Raw genomic sequence first — 18,174 nt, 5'->3', positions numbered from 1 at the left:
GTAAGTATTGGATGCAACGATAAAGCTCGAGTCATAATAATCTGATTTTTTACAGCTCTAATAAAAATTTTAGCGCTTTACTGAACCATTCATCACAATCATCGCTATAACATATATGATGCTTCCCGCATTCAGAAATATACAACGATTTTCGCTTTGCCGGAATTTTATCATATAGCATCTGGGCTGTTACACTTGGCACAATCCCATCAAGCGCCCCTTGTACGATAAAGACAGGACATGTAATATGCCCGATATACGGCTCCGTTTTTCTCACAATTTTCATAAATTGAACAGTTGCTGACAATGGGACATTTTGAAATTTATGTTGATAACGACGGAACAGTTCATTTTCTTTTAATTTTCTATGGAATGCATCATCTGCCATTGTACGAATATCCTTCACCAACTGACTGGGACTCACATATTTCGCTGCTGCACTAAGTAATACAAGCTTTTTTACACGGTAACGCTTCGCTAAATACATGGCAATTACACCACCCATTGAAAAGCCAACAACTATAATTTCATCGACCTGTTTAGCGAGCTTACGATACGCCATTTCTGCATCCATTAACCAATGCTCTGCTTTATACCCTTCCATTGCCAGCTCCTCAGCATCACCATGTCCTAAAAAAGTGGGAGTTTCAATGACCCATGTTGTGTTTTCTTTTATATAATTTGCAAAAGGTTGTATTTCATAAGGTCCACCAGAAAAACCATGCAAAAAAAGGACACCTACTGTCATATGCTCTCCCCCTTTCTTGATATACTATTCCAAAAATCTTGCGAGAAAGGATTTTTTGCAAAAAATACCCCGTTACAACGAAAAGAAATAGATGGATGAGTTTCAGTATTGCCTTCATCACGCTTACTTATATCGCCATAGAAAAAGAGCAATGCTAAATAAAAAACTCCCTTTAATATGAATAGCTACACTAAATATAGAATGCTGTCTTCAGCTACTCGTTTTATTGAACAGCAGGCGCAAATTTTAATCTTTACGAATTGAAAGGAATGATTTTCATGTTTGAATTTTGTCACCTAGCGAAATCGAGATACAACTTAATTTAAAATAAGTGTAAAATTAGGTCTATTTACCTAAACAGCACTTATTCTGAATTAAGTCGTATATCCAAAACGGCCAATGCAAATTTCGGCGTTTTTTACAGTGAGCAGATTATTTTTTCTGTTAAAAAATCGCAAGCTATTGTTTATTTTCATCAAAATCAAGCGTTATTTATTATATTTTATAGGCGATCACATCAAAAAGGCATGCACGAATTATTTCAGATGGTGGCGTATGCTTGGAAAAAAAGCTTGATGCCCATCTAAATAAAAGCACTTTTCACCTTCCACACGAGCTACTTTTTTTAGTAAATTTCGCTCTTTTTTATCACAGCAGCTACTAGGAATGCCCCCTTTTCCGAATAAAAACACGCATTTCCAAGCCGAAATGCACGCAATTAGGGGATTTTATTCATAAAATCTAGGCTAAATCGTTCTGTTAGATGCGTAAGAAAAAATATAAACACCCGCTTTAAACCGAGCTTCTTACTCTTTTAATCAAAACCACCAGTATAACTGGTGGTTTGCTCTACGCGTGAAACGCTGGGGTACTGGCCCATGTCTAAAGACATACTGAAAGGTCTGCCAACCGCACTCCGTTTCCACACAAACCGCTAAAGCGGCTTACTTATTTTTTCTTTCTCTTTATTTCTTCTCCTGTGAACGGGTCAATGAATTCTTTCATTGTCATTTGATCATGCAGGATATCCTCTTGTAATTGGTTTTGGATGTACGCTTGAATCACTTTTTTATTTCGACCGACTGTATCCACATAGTATCCTCGACACCAAAATTGTCGGTTTCCATATCGATACTTTAAATTCGCATGTCGGTCGAAAATCATGAGACTACTTTTCCCTTTTAAATAACCCATGAACGAAGATATACTTAACTTCGGTGGAATACTTACCAACATATGTATGTGATCTGGGCATGCTGTTGCCTCAATGATTTCTACACCTTTTCTTTCACATAATTGGCGTAGTATTTTCCCTACATCTGCTTTGATTTTTCCATAGATGACTTGTCTTCTATACTTTGGTGCGAAAACAATGTGATACTTACAATTCCATGTTGTATGTGCTAAACTTTTATTATCCATTTTGGATGCTCCTTTCGTACGAAGTCGGTTGACCAGACCTGACTTTATTGTACGACTGGAGTTTTTTTATTGTCCATAGCTAAAAGCTTTCCGGAACCCCCTGCACAGCAGGGGGTTTTCAAAGCATACAAAAAAGGCATTGTGCCAGCTTTAAGCTGACACAACGCCTTTTAAAATTCGCTCTAATTGCATACCGCGAGAGCCTTTCAATAAAATTAAACACTGCTCTCCTGCATGTTGTTTAATTTCTTCAATAATGAGCCCATAATCCGATTCCGTATAAATTAGTCGCTCCGGACCGAAATCGGTCATCAACTGATCATATAACCACTTCATACGTGGTCCGTATAAGCAAACCCGCGCAATCGAGCCATCTACTTCCTGTGCCATTTGCTCATGGAAAGCACGTTCATCATCCCCAAGCTCCAACATATCACCAAGCACAAGCCATTTTTCAGGACGCATGTTGGTTGACTTCACAAACTGAATCGCTGCACGCATCGATGTTGGCGCTGCATTATACGCATCGTTAATAAATAACGGACCATTCTCTACTCGCACAAGCTGCATACGCATATCGGTTAATGTGACTTGTTTTAAAGACAAACGAATTTGTTCATCTGTTAATCCAAGTGCTTTACTAACAAGCATCGCACTTAATGCATTTTTCACTTGATGTTCCCCTAGTACGGAAATTTCAAATGTTCCCTCCATTAACCCTTGCACATGGAAGCGACTACCTGTTTCTACTGTTTCAATATTGGATGCCATGAGTGTATTGTCTTCGCCAAAACCAAATGACATCGTTTCCGTATCAGGGTCTTCTGCGACTAACTTCCGTAAAAGCGGCTCATCCCCATCAAAGAAGAGCACCCCTTCATCTAGTAAGCCTTTTGTAATTTCATATTTCGCCTGCGCAATCCCCGCGCGAGACCCTAAGTCTTGCATATGCGCCTCGCCAATATTCGTAATAATCGCTAAGTGTGGGCGTGCAATACGTGTCAGAAGCTCGATTTCACCAAAACCACTCATCCCCATTTCAAGGACCGAAACATCTGTATCTTCATCCAACTGTAAAATCGTAATCGGTAAACCAAGCTGATTATTGAAATTCCCAATTGTTTTTTGCACTTTAAAATAGGGGGATAACGTGCCGGCCAAAATATCTTTCGAAGATGTTTTACCGTTTGAGCCCGTAATACCGATAAAGGTCGCCTTATGCTCACTACGATAAGCAATCGCCATTTGTTGAAGTGCTACTTCCGCATCCTCAACAAAAATAAGCGGTTTACCTGCTGGTGGATTCGGCTCATCATGTAGCCATAACGAAGCAGCTGCCCCTTTTTCAAATGCTTGCTCGACAAATTTATGTCCGTTTACTGACTCGCCACGGAACGGTACGAAAAGATCGCCCGGCTGAATAGTACGTGTATCAATGGAAATACCTGTTACAACTGTCTCACTATACTCTTGCTCATGAATTTTTAACCATGTTGCAATTTGTGCTAATGTTTTTCTCATCGTTCTCAATCCTTATTGTATTGAAGCTTTTGTTTTTCTGCATGACGTTCTAACGCTAGCTCGATTAGCTGATCAATTAATGCCGGGTAACTCACACCGGTATTTTGCCATAGTAGTGGATACATACTAAACGGCGTGAAGCCAGGCATTGTATTTACTTCATTAATGAATACCTCATTACTAGCTGTCACAAAAAAGTCTGCACGGACTAAGCCTGACGCATCTAAAATCTTAAACGCCGCACAAGCCATCTCATTCATTTGCTTTACAACTGCTTCCGGTACTTCTGCGGGAATAATTAATGCTGTATTCCCATCTTTGTATTTCGAATCATAGTCATAAAAATCTGTCATTGGTTTAATTTCGCCTACTACGGATGTTTGTGGCTCGTCGTTCCCTAATACACCCATTTCAATTTCACGACCAACAACCCCTTGTTCTACAATAATTTTACGATCATATTGTAGTGCAAAATCAATAGCGGTCACTAACTCTGTGCGATTCGTCGCTTTGCTAATACCCACACTTGACCCTAAGTTAGCAGGTTTTACAAAGAGCGGGAACTGTAAGCTTTCACATTTTGCCAAAATCACATCGCTGTCTTTTTCCCACTCGTTTCGGATAAAGTAGACGTATGGCGTTTGCGCTAGACCAGCAATTTCAAACAATTGTTTCATCACTACTTTATCCATACCTGCTGAAGATGCTAAAACCCCATTCCCAACATACGGTACATTTAGTACTTCTAGTAACCCTTGTACGGTACCATCTTCACCATTTGTACCATGTAGCAATGGGAAAATCACATCAAATTGATATTTATTATGCGCCTCGATAAATTTCGTAATATTATTTGGGGCATTATTAGATGTAAATTGTAACTGTTCAATCGTTTCAACGGGAGCTGTTAATTGAGGTCCTGTAAGCCATTCACCATCCAATGTAATAAAAATCGGATGTACTTCGTATTGCTCAAAATCTAAAGCCTGTGTCACAGCCTTGGCAGTTGAAAGCGATACTTCATGCTCTGCAGACTTACCTCCATATAATAAACCGATTTTCTTTTTCATACCGTTGACCTCCTTAAGTATCCTTAGTTTATCATGAAGTAAAACCCGCTATAAACTAAATTCCTTACTTGAAAAAAGGTTGCCACGAAGCAATGTCGAGACAACCTTAGCTAATTTTTATTAGTTCATCGTAGTTTTGCTTTAAAATTTCATTTAAGTCAACCCATACTTCATCTGGGAAATTGTAATCCGATAATGTACGAATTTCAATACCGTATTGCGATGACTTTTCCATTTTAAATAATGACAGCAATGCACCTTCTTTCACGAAGTGTCTGCATGCACGCAAAACAATCGGATCGATTGTTGGAATTGCTTGCTTTGATTTACGACGCCAAAAGCTACCTGTTCCCTCTTTTTCATGAATCATTTTATTAAATAAATTCGCTGTTAATAATTCACTATCACCTAAGAATCGAAAGTATACTTTTGTCATTTTATCATTCGGAGATGCATAATACGCATATCGATTTTGTAACTTGCTAAAAAACGGTGATGCGAGCGGTTCACGTTTATGACCAAAATATAAAAGCTCGGCTTGCTCTACTGGCGATAATTGATTGACGTTTTTCTCACTCGAAAAATCAATCCAACAAAAATCTCCCTTTATATCCGGTAATCGTTTCATAAAGGACGTCATATCTTCCGTAGCAATATAATCAAACTGTGTATGCATGTTAAAGGAGCCATCCTCATAATTGTGCTTTAGCAGCAATATATTTTTCATCGGTTCAATAGACGAAAAAAATTGCCTAAATGAAAGGCCACTATAAATGACGAATTGATCTACATCATTCATATGTATATATAAATGATGAATAAAATCGTCCGCACTTTTCATTTTTTTTGCCATCACACGCCCACTCCTTCAAACGAATAATATGAATATTATATGATGTATTATCGTTTTTTGAAACAATTTATATTTTTCTTCGTCATATCTTTTGTTTCTATTAGTTACAAGTATTTTTCAGTAGAATATGTTAAAGTAAATTGTTAGTATGTATTACATTCACTCTTCGAAAAACACAACTCACACCCACATCATACGAGTTGATGTCTTTTCTTATGCAGATTAGAAAATGATTCCCTCTTATCTGCCAATGATTTGATTTTAAATAAGGTGGCATTCATGAATAATAATAGAAATTTCACAAAACGTTTCGATTGGACGCTCTTTTTTATACTAATGATGTTTCTTGCTGTCAGCTTGCTCGCGATTGGCTCTGCGCAAACTTCTGGGCAATATGGCATTAACTTCGTACCGTTGCAAATTCGCTGGTATGTCATTGGTGCGATCATTGTCGCATTCGTTATGTATTTTGAGCCCGACCAATACAAAAAAATGGCATGGGTATTGTACGGTTTTGGTGTATTCTTATTAATTGCGCTCTTTGTTATTCCAGAAGGTACTTTTGCGGTACGTGTAAACGGCGCAAAAAGTTGGTTTTCAACCCCGGTTGGCAATATTCAGCCATCAGAATTTATGAAAACCTTCTATATTTTAGCATCCGCTTATTTAATTAGTAAACATCATGAACAATACCAAGTCAAAACGATTAAATCAGACTTTATGTTACTCGGAAAAATCGCTGTAACATTGCTCGTACCACTTGGCTTTATTATGACACAACCTGACCTTGGTTCATCTCTTGTATTTTTAGCGATTACAGCCGCCCTAGTTATTGTAGGAGGGGTATCGTGGAAAATCATTTTACCCATTTTCGGTGGTGCAGTAGCAGTTGGGGGCTCTTTATTATGGATGGCGCTTTATATGCAAGACTTCCTCGAAGAAGCATTCGGATTTAAAGCGTATCAATTTGCGCGGATTTACTCTTGGCTTGACCCCTACTCCTACTCGGCAAATGAAGGCTATCACCTTATTACCTCGCTGAACGCGATTGGATCTGGTGAAATTTTCGGTAAAGGCTTATTCGGTCGTGAAGTTTACGTGGCGGAAGGGCATACCGATTTTATCTTTACCGTTATCGGGGAAGAATGGGGATTTGTTGGCGCAAGTATCGTCATTTGCTTATATTTCTTATTAATTTATCATTTAACACGGACAACACTTTTACTAAAAGACCCATTTAGTACGTATGTATGTGCAGGGATTATTGCGATGATTACATTCCATGTATTCGAAAATATCGGCATGACGATTCAATTACTCCCAATTACAGGGATACCACTACCATTTATTAGTTATGGTGGTAGTTCACTGATGGGCAATGCACTTGCAATCGGTTTAGTATTTAGTATGCGATTCCATTATCGTACGTATATGTTCTCCGCACACGATGATGAAGATTAAAACATATAGTGCATACGAGACGGTCCCTATACACTCCCTACGAAAAAACAAGCTGCCTCCATTGAAATGAAGGCAGCTTTATTTTACGCATTTTGTGTTTGTGGAGTTTGCGTTGGTGGTGTTAAAACTTTTAAAAGTTCTAGACGTGATTTCGTAACAGTTGCCTTCACGCCTAATGTAGATAAGTTTTTTACGACTTCTTTCAAATCGATTTCCTTCGTCATCTGTCCCACCTCAATCTTTCCTTATATACTTTAACGTCCTTACTTGTAAAAAGTTTCATGTTAAATATTAGATGTCTGACTTTTATAACTGAACTTATCATATCATTATTGTATGCAAAAAAGTTTTTCAATTATGTTACAAGTTCTAAAAGTCAAGTAAATCGAACACATAATTATCTTTTCCTATTTTAAGCAAGTTTAAACATTTTATTTGTATACTGTAATGAGTCGATTTAACGTCTTGTCGATATATGTATAAAATATTTTATAAAAGCATATAATTTTTGTTAAAAGCATTGCATCATCATAACCAATGCAATACTTTTACGACTTAAAACTAACATTCACTATTTATATTTCTAATATATATAACTATGCTTTATACGGAGAGATTGTTAAAATATACCGCTGAGAGCTTATTATGAGGTTTTGACACACATATTAGTTGAAGGAGTCTTTATGATGGCAAAGTCAATTTTAATACCAAAGCAATTGCAACGCTTTCGGTTAATGCTAGAACAATCTGCGATGGACTATATGCGATGTATGCCTAGTACAAAAACAACTAATCTAATGAATAGCAAGCTCGGTGGAATGCCTTATTTACCAAAAGGGGCCACTCATCCAAGAGATGCAACAGGAGAATATATGCTGCTCGTTGCACAAATTAATTTTTCAGAGAATTCTTTCCCTTCACCATTTCCAACAAAAGGATTATTGCAATTTTTTATGTCGTCATGGAGCTATGAACAAACACTTAAAACTGGGAATATTTTACCGTCAAATTATTTTAAAATACGTTATTCCCCTATCACAGAAGTATATGAAATGATAAAGGACTTTACTTATTTACACGGAGTCTCAATGCACCAATTTCCTTTTAAAAAAGAGTTATCACTCTCTTTTTCAAGAGAAATTGAACCGGTTTCTGCAACAGACTATCGTTTAAACGAGTATATTTCACCGAACCTTATTGAACAATTTACACAAACAGAACAGCAACGATTTAGCGATATTTACTTTCATTATTTTTCAAGTGCGGACCATAAAATAGGTGGCTATCCTTATTTTATTGACGAGGACATCCGTGCTACTACTGCATCGCTCAGAAAATACGACACACTCCTTCTTCAAATTGTTTCAGATGATGAAATGGGCATCATGTGGGGAGATTCAGGTGTGCTAAAGTTTTTCATTAATCATAATCAATTAGCAAAATGTGACTTTTCAGATGTTTTATTGTATATAGAAGACTACTAATCCAAACCTTTTGGCGTAGCATGCTCGCATCGCTGAGAGGTTTTATTTTTTATAGTGGAAATACATACATTTAGCCGAAAAAATACGTTACTATAAGAAGATGAGAGAATATGAAAGAAGGTAATCAAATGACTTTTTCATTCGAAACTAGTATCCTCGCTCTATTGGTTGCCATGCTCAATATTTTATTTGCTATGACGATTATTTTTTTAGAGAGAAAAGACGCTTCTTCCACTTGGGCATGGATTCTCGTCTTATTTTTCATTCCACTATTTGGGTTTATTTTATATTTACTTCTTGGAAGACAACTACGAAAAAAACATTTATTCCGGTGGGAAGGCCGCAAAGATATCGGCATCGAAAAACTCATTAGTTATCAAATCGACGCATTAAAAGAAGAGAAACTAGAATTTCGCAAAGAGCATATAAACGATTTTAAAGAGCTTATCTACATGAATTTAATTACAAACAACGCTGTGCTAACACAAGATAATGCGATACAGTTATTCGATGACGGGAGTGATAAATTCGAGGCATTGCTTCAAGATATTTTAGAAGCAAAAGATCATATCCATATACAATATTATATTTTCAAGCTTGATAATTTAGGACAACGTATCTTAAATGCACTGATTAAAAAGGCGAAACAAGGGGTAAAAGTTCGTATTTTATATGATGAAATGGGTTCTCGTGGTATCAAAAAACGTCACTTCAAAGAATTAACGGAAGTCGGCGGAGAAGTTGAAATATTTTTCCCATCGATTTTCCCACTCATCAACCCGCGCTTAAACTTTCGTAACCACCGTAAAATCGTTGTGATTGATGGACGGATTGGTTATATTGGTGGGTTTAATGTTGGCGATGAATATTTAGGCTTGAAGTCGCGATTTGGCTATTGGCGTGATACACATATGCGGATTGAAGGTAGTTCTGTACACCCATTACAAACACGCTTTCTACTCGACTGGAATCAAGCAACTGTGCATTATTGCATTAACTATTCCGAGCGTTATTTTCCCGCTATCCCGCAAAAGGGCGATATTGCGATACAAATCGTTTCAAGTGGGCCTGATACAGAATACGCTACAATTAAAAATAGCTATATTAAAATGATTATGAGTGCTAAAAAATACATCTATATTCAATCACCTTACTTCATTCCAGATGATGGATTTTTAGACGCACTAAGAATTGCGTCACTTTCCGGGATTGATGTTCGCATTATGATTCCAAATAAACCAGATCATCCATTTGTCTATTGGGCGACTTACTCGTATGCTGGGCAGCTACTAAAAACAGGGGCGAAAATTTACCATTACGATAAAGGCTTTATTCATGCCAAAATGATTGTTGTCGATGACGTAATATCAACAGTTGGTACAGCTAATATCGATGTTCGCAGTTTCAGTTTAAATTTCGAAGTCAATGCATTCATTTATAATCATGCTATTTCTCATAACTTAGCCGAAATTTTCGAAAAAGATATTTTTGATTGTACGGAGCTTACAATGGAAACTTACGAAAATCGACCACTTCGGGTAAAATTTAAAGAATCCATTTCCAGGTTATTATCACCGATTTTATAAAAAATGGCGAATCCCAAAATCGGATTCGCCATTTACTATTCCACACCTAAATATTCTTCTAGTGTTAAACCTGACTTCTTTACCTCTGTCGCTGTTTCGACTCCTAAATAACGAAAATGCCATGATTCATACATAAAGCCTGTTACATCTTCTTTCCCCTCTGGAAAACGTAGGATAAATCCATATTTATGCGCATTGTCTACTAACCATTTTCCAGCAGGTGTCTCACCAAATTCGGCTGTTAACCATAAATCTTGACGGCTATTTTCACCAATATCAAATGCTAAACCTGTTTGGTGCTCGGAGTATCCTGGGCGTGCACTGTAGCGGTCCGCCGCCTCTTTCCCATCACGGTTTACGTAATTTGTATACAGTGTTGTTTGATAATCATAGGAACGAAATCCACTAAATGCGACCAGCTCAAGACCTACCTCTTTTGCGGCCATCGCCATTTGTTCAAAAGCAGCGCGGGCTTCAGGACTTTCACCAGGATTAAAATCTTTTGGTAATGGATGTTTTTTATTAGCAATTAAAATCCCATCGACGTATGTCGGCTCGATTACTTCTGGTGTTTCAATGCGATATCCACCTGCATCTACTTCAATTACTTCTGGTCGTTCCTTCTGCGGTGTAGTCGGCTGTTCCCCATTCTCTTCCACTTCATTGGGCTGTGCTACAGTAGGTGGTGTGTCAACATTCTGTTCTCCTGCTGTAGATGGAAACAATGTGTCTTTATAAGCATATATACCGACCACCATAACGGCTAAAAACATTATGATACTACTAATAATAATTATTAACTTATTGTTTTTATGTTGATTCACTCTTGATTTTCTCATAGTACGCCTACTTTCTTCAACAATACACTTATTCTATCATTTTTTATCAGGTGTGTTGATTATAAAAATATTTCCTGTTATAGAAGCGTGTTTCTTTAGCAAAAACGTAATCAAAAATGACTTGCCAGTTGATTGTAGCGGAATCGGCGAGACTCCTACGGGAATAGCATGAGCTGAAGACCCCGCAGGAGTGAGGTACGAGCGACGAGGAGGCTGAGGCCATGCCCGTGGAAAGCGAGCCGAATGGAGCGGAAATCAACGTTTTACACGATTTCATTAACAATAAAAGGTAAATTAACACGTTTGATTTTTTATTCTAGTGACTTTTAGAAAAGGGGCCGTCTGAAAAGGCATGTTGATGCGACCATCGCAGGAGCAATATTTCTTACTCGATCATGATGAAAGAGTAAAGGGGGTGTTCTGAAAGTTTTTACCTCCTGGACACCACCCTCTGTTTATCCTGTAATAATGATATATAAAACAATTAGTGTTGCGATAGCAAAGAACATTGCCATACTACGCATCCACTTTGATTCCTTTTCTAATCCTTGTTGTTTAAAGCTTCGATAACGAAAGAAGTTTGTTAACGTAAACATGATGGTTAAAAACAAAACAGCTACTTGAAAGTTACCAGTAACCCCAAAATATAAAGCAAGCAAACTCGAAATTGCTACTAAGATAAGTGAAACACTTTTTTCATTCATAGTTGAAGCCCCTTATTTATTCTCTGGAATTTCCGAGAAAAACTTACGTCCTAAATATGTTTGTACAATTAAAATAAAGCCACCAACTGACCAATATAGTGGTAATGCAGCCATCGATGTAAACGAAATAACGACAATCATAATCGGTGAAATATAAATCATCCATTTCATCTGCTGTTTTTGTGCCTCTGGAACTGTCCATAGTGACACTCGTGCTTGCACAAAATAAATCACTCCAGCAATTACTGTCATTAAAATATCTGGAGATCCTAAATTAAACCACAAAAATTCATGTGTCTTTACGTCTGCGGAATAAAGAATCGCAAAATATAACCCCATAATAATCGGCATTTGAATGACAATCGGTAAACAGCCCATATTTAACGGGTTAATATTATGTTCTCGATATAAGGCAATCATTTCTTGCTGAATAGCAAGTTGCTCCTCTTTTGTTTTTGCAGCCTTCATACGTGCTTGGACATCTTCCATTAAAGGTTTCACAACATCCATTTTCACCTTCATATGGGCTTGCTTACGATAATTTTTCAACATGAAAGGCATTAAGACTAAACGAATAGCAACCGTAATTGCGATAATCGCTAATCCGTAGCTGCCGTTAAATACAGAGTTACCTAAAAAATCAAGCAATGCATCCATCGGCCTTACAAAAATACTATAAAAAAAGCCTTCTTCATTTTCGACAGATTGACATCCCGTTAACATAAACAATACCGTTAGGAGTAGACTACCTAGCTTTAAATGTTTCATCATTGTCACCTTCTTCTTTTGATTACAGTTGAAGTATACAGGAATGTAGCTATAGGCGCCAATATACACGAAAAAATTTTTTTAGCTCACACCAACATCACACAAGTCGATCCAACGTGAGAATTGAATCAAACTACTCGTTCAAGTACGAGTACACACCATTTTATATGCTACTCTTTTAGGGAATTTATATATCGAAGTTGCCTACACAAACGTATGAACGCTTCTTATCTCCAAACTAAAAGGCCCTGCTTCATGTAACAGGACCTCTCGCTTATACTTTTTCGTATTCTGGTTCGCCAATTTCAAAGCGATAAAATTCATGATGCAATTCATCACGGAAATGCTTCGGTGTAACCCCTGTATATTTCTTGAAAATACGAGTAAAGTAACTTTGATTACAGAAATGGAACTGCTCTGAAATCGACGTAATACTTTTATTCGTATGACGCAAGTAATACTGTGATTCTTCTACACGACGTACATTTAAATATTCGACTAACGTAATTCCCACATGCTCACGGAAAATACGTGACAAATGGCTTGTACTAATATGGAAATTTGCTGCAATACTTTCTACTGTTAAATCATTTTCCAGTTCATCATTAATATACATAATCACTTTGTTTACCGTTTGGTGACGGAATGTTGGCTGTCTGCGGTCCGCAATAAAATAAACATAGAAGTCGATTAAGTCATCTGCAAATTGCAAAAACTCTGCATCTTTCATCTGATTTTCAATCATATCGGCACAAGCTAAATTAAACGCGAAAGCTTTTTTCATAGGCACTTGATTATCTAGAAGCTTACGCGCAACAATAGATGATAAAATGATAAAATAATGGCGTACAACTTTAATGACCTGTTTTCCAAAACGAATCGATAAAATATCGATAATTTCATGTAAAGATTTCTTCGCTTTTGCTGCTTCTAAATGATAAATCTCAAACAACAGCTTTGATTCAATAATAAAGAACTCCTCAATCCCTTGATATTGATTGATATTATCGATTTCTTGGAAGTATCTTTTGGAAATTGTTTCAGATATCGAATGTTGATGTAATTGCATAGATTACCTCCATCTTTCCTTCTAAGTTCTAAAGGTATATTTTTTTTACAAAATATAACTTCAAAGAACTAAAAATATGATAGTAGAAAATAAATATTTTTTAGGCCTTTCACCAAAATATGTACTTGACTGCACATTTAACTACAGGCGTACGCTTCCCGCTGGAGTCGCCGCCTTCCGGTCCATATGCTGATAACATAAAGTTTCTTACGTCTAAAAAAGAAACACCCTCTATATATTTCTTTATTAGATGTTCCATACTTAATATAACGATAAATTCTCAATACGCACTTTATTTACTAACTACAGTGAATATTACCATATTTTGCGATTTTTTTTCAACTTAAATTTGTTATAATGAATAGTACAAAAATCCCATCACTAAAAGAAGAAGTAATCTTACTACTAATTATCTGTAAAGACATGATATAATATTAAGCATACCAGTTAATAATAATGAAGCAATCCGAAATTTATTTTCTTATTTTGCATTTATATATTTTTTCTTTATAAATTTTAAAAATGAATAAATTTCTGTCCATTATTCCTCAATCTTCTCTATTTAATTTCTACAAAAATGTAGTAAAATATAAAATAATTATGTAAAATTGCTTAAAAGAGGTGTTTATAAAGTGGATCCAAAACAAATTGAAGAAATTATGGACGTTATTAAAGAATTTTTCCCTGAGAATACGTCTATCGCAATTTCTGATGTCAATGAATATTTATACTATCAGCCAAGCAAAAAAGTAGATTTAAAAATCAAACCAGGTGATCCAATTAAAGAAGGATCAGCTGCCCACAAAGCATTAACGTATGGCCAAAAAATTAGTACATACATCGAGCCAGATGTATTCGGTGTGCCTTATTTCGGTATGAGTATACCATTAGTTGAAGAAGGCGAAACAAAAGGTGCTATTACTGCTATTTTCCCACAAAAGCCATCACCATTTTTAACAAACTACATTACAGTTAAAATCGATGACTGCTGGTACCCAATTAAACATAATCAAGTAATTTATTTAGAGACACAACTTCGTAAAACATTTGTTAAAACAATGAATCGCGAAGGCTACCACCGTTTAAATTTAAGTGATTTAGAACTGTTCTTAGCTCCAGATTCATTTATTCGTTGCCACCGTTCATACATCGTGAATATTGATTATATTGAAGAAATCCAACCAGATTCTCACTCAACATTCTTATTGATTATGAAGGACGGTACACGTATTCCTGTTTCTCAACGTTACGCAAGTTATTTCCGTCGTTCACTCGGTTTCTAATTTACCATTATTAATTATTCATACACAAAGACTTTTGTCCTAAAAACGAAAGACTTTGTGTATTTTTTTGTCAAAAAGCTCCCTCATCGGTCACGGTATGAAAACGCTTTTTCTGTCGAAAATACATATTTATTCTCTTTCATTCGATTTTTAAGCACTTTCATGCGCAACATAAAGAAATTGTGACAATTTGGTGATATTATTATTTCAAACGGTTGAGAATTCAACCTGATTAAATAAACAGAAAATTCTCACACAATTTTCTAACTGTTCATTTAAACCATCATTAAACTTATATTAGGGGAGGATTTTAAAATGGATCCACGAGTTGAGAAACGTTTAGGTTTAAAACAATTAGCAGATAAAATCATGTCTGCAGAAGAAGCTGCTGCATTAATCCAAGACGGCACAGTTGTAGGTATGTCTGGATTTACACGCGCAGGGGATGCAAAAGTTGTTCCTATGGCTTTAGTAGAACGTGCTAAAAACGAAAAATTCCAAATTGATGTATATACAGGTGCTTCTTTAGGACCTGAAGTAGATAAACACTTAGCGGAAGCTGGCGTAATCCGCAAACGCGGTCCTTTCCAAGGTGACGCTACAATCCGTGGCCTAATCAATAAAGGTGAAGTAAGTTATGTTGATGCACACCTTTCTCACAACGCTGAGTTAGTACGCCAAGGTATCATTGGTCCAATCAAACATTTAATCGTTGAAGCAGTTGCAATTACTGAAGAAGGTTTAATCATCCCAACAAACTCTGTTGGTAACTCACCAGTTTTCGCTGAGTACGCTGAAAACATTATTGTTGAATTAAACATCTCTCACCCAGAGTCGCTAATCGGTATCCACGATATTTATGTTCCAGGTGAGCAAGGTAAGCGTGAACCACTTCCAATCACAAACGCTGAACAACGTATTGGTGAAATCGGTATTCGTGTACCTGTAGAAAAAATCCAAGCTATCGTAATTTCTGAAGAGCCAGATGCGCCTTCATTAATCGTTCCTCCAGATGAGGAAACTCAAACAATGGCAAACATTCTTTTAGACTTCTTCCGTGATGAAATCAAAGCGGGTCGTCTAACAAACGAGCTTATGCCATTACAATCAGGTGTAGGTTCAGTAGCAAACGCAGTTCTTGACGGTTTCGCTGATTCTGAGTTCGAAAACTTAGTTGTATCTTCGGAAGTATTACAAGATGCTGTATTTAACTTAATCGACGCTGGTAAAGTACGCTTTGCAGCTGCAACTTCTATCACATTAACTGAAGAACTACAAAAGAAAGTTTACGGTAACTTAGAAGCTTACGCTGATAAAATTTGCTTACGTCCACAAGAAATTTCTAACCACCCAGAGCTTATCCGTCGTTTGGGCTTAATCTCAATCAACACAGCTCTTGAGTTAGATATTTATGGTAACGTAAACTCTACTCACGTTTCAGGTACAAAAATGATGAATGGTATCGGCGGTTCTGGTGACTTCGCACGTAACGCTCGTCTTGGTATCTTCGTAACGAAATCATATGCTAAAGGTGGCGCGATTTCTTCAATCGTACCAATGGTTTCTCACGTAGACCATACTGAACATGATGTAGATGTAATTGTAACAGAACAAGGTATCGCTGACTTACGTGGTCTTGCGCCAAAAGAGCGTGTACCACTAATCATCGAAAACTGTGCTCACCCAGACTTCAAAGAGCAATTATGGGACTACTACAACCGTGCAGTAGAAAAACACGGCAGTGTACAAACGCCACACCTTTTAGAAGAAGCTCTTTCTTGGCACGTAAGCCTTGCTGAAAACAAAACAATGAAAAAAGAAATTGCAAAAGCTTAATGTAAATTCTCTCGGCAAACCTAGGTTTGCCGAGTTTTTTATTATGTTTTGACGACAAGCATTATATAAAATGTGAGAATTCCTCATTCATGTATATTGTTGCTGTATCCACCCAAAAAGGTTGTGTTGTAAGTAACACTTACAGCACAACCTTTCATCATTTATACATATTTATTTACACAGAACTTCTAACGATATTCATTTTGCTGATGTTGTTCCTCATTGTAATGCAAAACTGTCGTTTGTGCACCTTCATCAATCATATGATTCCCTTCGAGTACAGTATTAGCTGCTTGTGCTGCTGTTGAAGCAATATCTTCTAGCGTTTCCTTCTCTGGATGCTTCTCGCTATTCTCTGTCATCGCCATAAAGGTTGCTGCTTTATTTTTACCTATATCTTTCTTTTCGGGTGATTCTTTTGTAGCATTCATTGTCCCTTGCATACCGCTAGTTCCCTTTTGAAAAGTATCCATTTCCTTTTTCAATTGACTTAAATATCCTACCGTCTTATTGCGGTTTTCTTTTTTACTTAAGTATGACACTACACCTGCCACTAATCCCGCAAGGACAACTCCCTTACCTTTTAACTTTGCCATCATTCATCCCTCCATGTAGTTGGTATATGAAATATTTTCCCGCCAACCATTATTTTTAAACATGATTTCGAGATGTAAATACTGTCAATATAAAATACATATTATCCATATGCCATTTCTTTATGATTCATAAAGCACCATTTTATTATTTGTATAATATAAACGACTATACTTTCCGTTATCTAAATAATCTAAAAATTTTAACTAAATATTAATATTATGGGTTATAAATGAATATATTTACATTACGTAAAGGGGCGAGAATATGTTTGAAACTAAAGATATTGCATATGATTGGAAAGAGATAATGAGCTTTGCCGGTGTGGCTAGTATTTTAACATTTTTTATTTATTTAATCGTTTTTTAATGCACAGTAAGCGAATGAACTTTTAGCTTCAATACTCTACCTTTAAAAAATCTTGTACCCTAAACCCATTATATAAACACTAATTGCTATAATTCCTAATAATCTTTTTCTAAAAAAGTAGGGGGCTGTCCGAAAAGTGTTACTTTTACGGACAGTGCTTCGTTCGTATGTTCAATATCCGCTGCAGGCGGTGCTTCTGCGGTGGTAGAAATAAAATTTCCACCATCCTCGGCGCAAAGAGAGTGTCCCAGAATTCCTTCTCGGACACTCTCCCGCTTCACTTTTTTAAAATTTTACATCATTATAATCCGTACTTTTTTCAAATGCTGCAACAACATATGAACATACTGCTTTCATTTTCAAGTTGTTTGCACGTGCATAGTTTGCTGCTTCATCCAACAGTTTTTTGGCTACACCTTGTCCACGTAATTCATCAGATACATAGGTGTGATCCATTGTCATCACACCATTCATTTCCACCCATGTAATTTCTGCTAGACGGCGCCCTTCTTGCTCGTATTCAAATGCATGATGCATCCCCGCTTTGTTTAACTTAAATTCCACTAT

17 protein-coding genes are annotated in these 18,174 nt (G+C 36.6%); 5 read left to right on the top strand and 12 right to left on the bottom strand.

The window, feature by feature from the left end:
• Window positions 1-49: 49 nt before the first annotated feature.
• The 5 genes from AC3II9_RS09495 to AC3II9_RS09475 form a co-directional block, all read right to left on the bottom strand.
• Window positions 50-748: an alpha/beta hydrolase gene (locus AC3II9_RS09495; protein ID WP_489155142.1), complete on the bottom strand. Its 699-nt coding sequence runs from the start codon at window positions 746-748 to the stop codon at window positions 50-52.
• Between the two features lie 948 nt (window positions 749-1,696).
• Window positions 1,697-2,170 (bottom strand): IS200/IS605 family transposase, encoded by a 474-nt coding sequence (gene tnpA, locus AC3II9_RS09490; protein WP_489155141.1) that lies wholly within the window; start codon window positions 2,168-2,170, stop codon window positions 1,697-1,699.
• A gap of 150 nt (window positions 2,171-2,320) precedes the next feature.
• Window positions 2,321-3,691 (bottom strand): UDP-N-acetylmuramoyl-tripeptide--D-alanyl-D-alanine ligase, encoded by a 1,371-nt coding sequence (locus AC3II9_RS09485; protein WP_489155139.1) that lies wholly within the window; start codon window positions 3,689-3,691, stop codon window positions 2,321-2,323.
• Between the two features lie 5 nt (window positions 3,692-3,696).
• A complete protein-coding gene (locus AC3II9_RS09480; protein WP_489155138.1) occupies window positions 3,697-4,761 on the bottom strand; it encodes a D-alanine--D-alanine ligase in 1,065 nt (354 codons plus the stop codon).
• A gap of 106 nt (window positions 4,762-4,867) precedes the next feature.
• Window positions 4,868-5,614, bottom strand: a complete 747-nt coding sequence (locus AC3II9_RS09475; protein ID WP_391374171.1) for a hypothetical protein — start codon at window positions 5,612-5,614, stop codon at window positions 4,868-4,870.
• Between the two features lie 279 nt (window positions 5,615-5,893).
• Here AC3II9_RS09475 and AC3II9_RS09470 point away from each other — a divergent pair, with 279 nt between their 5' ends.
• Window positions 5,894-7,075 carry an FtsW/RodA/SpoVE family cell cycle protein gene (locus AC3II9_RS09470; RefSeq protein ID WP_489155136.1) on the top strand — a complete coding sequence of 394 codons (1,182 nt, stop codon included), beginning with the start codon at window positions 5,894-5,896 and terminating at the stop codon, window positions 7,073-7,075.
• Between the two features lie 83 nt (window positions 7,076-7,158).
• On the opposite strand, the gene AC3II9_RS09465 is transcribed toward AC3II9_RS09470, so the two are convergent.
• Complete coding sequence (locus tag AC3II9_RS09465; protein WP_431028230.1) at window positions 7,159-7,299, bottom strand: Lmo0850 family protein; 141 nt, start codon at window positions 7,297-7,299, stop codon at window positions 7,159-7,161.
• A 462-nt stretch (window positions 7,300-7,761) separates the two neighbouring features.
• Between AC3II9_RS09465 and AC3II9_RS09460 the strand changes: the two genes are divergently transcribed.
• Both AC3II9_RS09460 and cls read left to right on the top strand, forming a co-directional pair.
• Complete coding sequence (locus AC3II9_RS09460; protein WP_489155134.1) at window positions 7,762-8,559, top strand: YwqG family protein; 798 nt, start codon at window positions 7,762-7,764, stop codon at window positions 8,557-8,559.
• Window positions 8,560-8,687: 128 nt separating this feature from the next.
• Entirely contained in the window at window positions 8,688-10,145 is a 1,458-nt protein-coding gene (gene cls, locus AC3II9_RS09455; RefSeq protein WP_489155165.1) for a cardiolipin synthase, read from the top strand.
• A gap of 35 nt (window positions 10,146-10,180) precedes the next feature.
• Here the strand turns inward: cls and AC3II9_RS09450 are convergent, their stop codons facing one another.
• The 4 genes from AC3II9_RS09450 to AC3II9_RS09435 form a co-directional block, all read right to left on the bottom strand.
• Window positions 10,181-10,984, bottom strand: a complete 804-nt coding sequence (locus AC3II9_RS09450; RefSeq protein ID WP_489155132.1) for a D-alanyl-D-alanine carboxypeptidase family protein — start codon at window positions 10,982-10,984, stop codon at window positions 10,181-10,183.
• 455 nt (window positions 10,985-11,439) lie between these two features.
• Window positions 11,440-11,688: a hypothetical protein gene (locus AC3II9_RS09445; RefSeq protein ID WP_391374157.1), complete on the bottom strand. Its 249-nt coding sequence runs from the start codon at window positions 11,686-11,688 to the stop codon at window positions 11,440-11,442.
• Window positions 11,689-11,700: 12 nt separating this feature from the next.
• Window positions 11,701-12,456: a membrane protein insertase YidC gene (gene yidC / locus AC3II9_RS09440; protein ID WP_489155131.1), complete on the bottom strand. Its 756-nt coding sequence runs from the start codon at window positions 12,454-12,456 to the stop codon at window positions 11,701-11,703.
• 274 nt (window positions 12,457-12,730) lie between these two features.
• Window positions 12,731-13,525, bottom strand: coding sequence for a helix-turn-helix transcriptional regulator (locus AC3II9_RS09435; RefSeq protein ID WP_391374151.1), 795 nt, complete (start codon window positions 13,523-13,525; stop codon window positions 12,731-12,733).
• A 632-nt stretch (window positions 13,526-14,157) separates the two neighbouring features.
• Between AC3II9_RS09435 and AC3II9_RS09430 the strand changes: the two genes are divergently transcribed.
• Together AC3II9_RS09430 and scpC are read left to right on the top strand one after the other, a co-directional pair.
• The gene (locus tag AC3II9_RS09430) at window positions 14,158-14,808 is read left to right on the top strand and encodes a LytTR family DNA-binding domain-containing protein (RefSeq protein WP_489155129.1); all 651 of its coding nucleotides are present in this window, start codon (window positions 14,158-14,160) and stop codon (window positions 14,806-14,808) included.
• A 315-nt stretch (window positions 14,809-15,123) separates the two neighbouring features.
• Window positions 15,124-16,644: a succinyl-CoA:acetate CoA-transferase ScpC gene (gene scpC, locus AC3II9_RS09425; protein ID WP_489155127.1), complete on the top strand. Its 1,521-nt coding sequence runs from the start codon at window positions 15,124-15,126 to the stop codon at window positions 16,642-16,644.
• Window positions 16,645-16,832: 188 nt separating this feature from the next.
• Here scpC and AC3II9_RS09420 read toward each other — a convergent pair whose 3' ends face one another.
• Window positions 16,833-17,240 carry a 3-oxoacyl-ACP reductase gene (locus AC3II9_RS09420; RefSeq protein ID WP_489155126.1) on the bottom strand — a complete coding sequence of 136 codons (408 nt, stop codon included), beginning with the start codon at window positions 17,238-17,240 and terminating at the stop codon, window positions 16,833-16,835.
• Window positions 17,241-17,892: 652 nt separating this feature from the next.
• Window positions 17,893-18,171 (bottom strand): GNAT family N-acetyltransferase, encoded by a 279-nt coding sequence (locus tag AC3II9_RS09415; RefSeq protein ID WP_489155124.1) that lies wholly within the window; start codon window positions 18,169-18,171, stop codon window positions 17,893-17,895.
• Window positions 18,172-18,174: the final 3 nt, after the last annotated feature.

The sequence above is a fragment of the Lysinibacillus sp. RU7 genome, assembly GCF_057837305.1.
The sequence above is the reverse complement of the archived record's forward strand: the minus strand, read 5'-3'. Positions and strand labels throughout refer to the sequence as shown.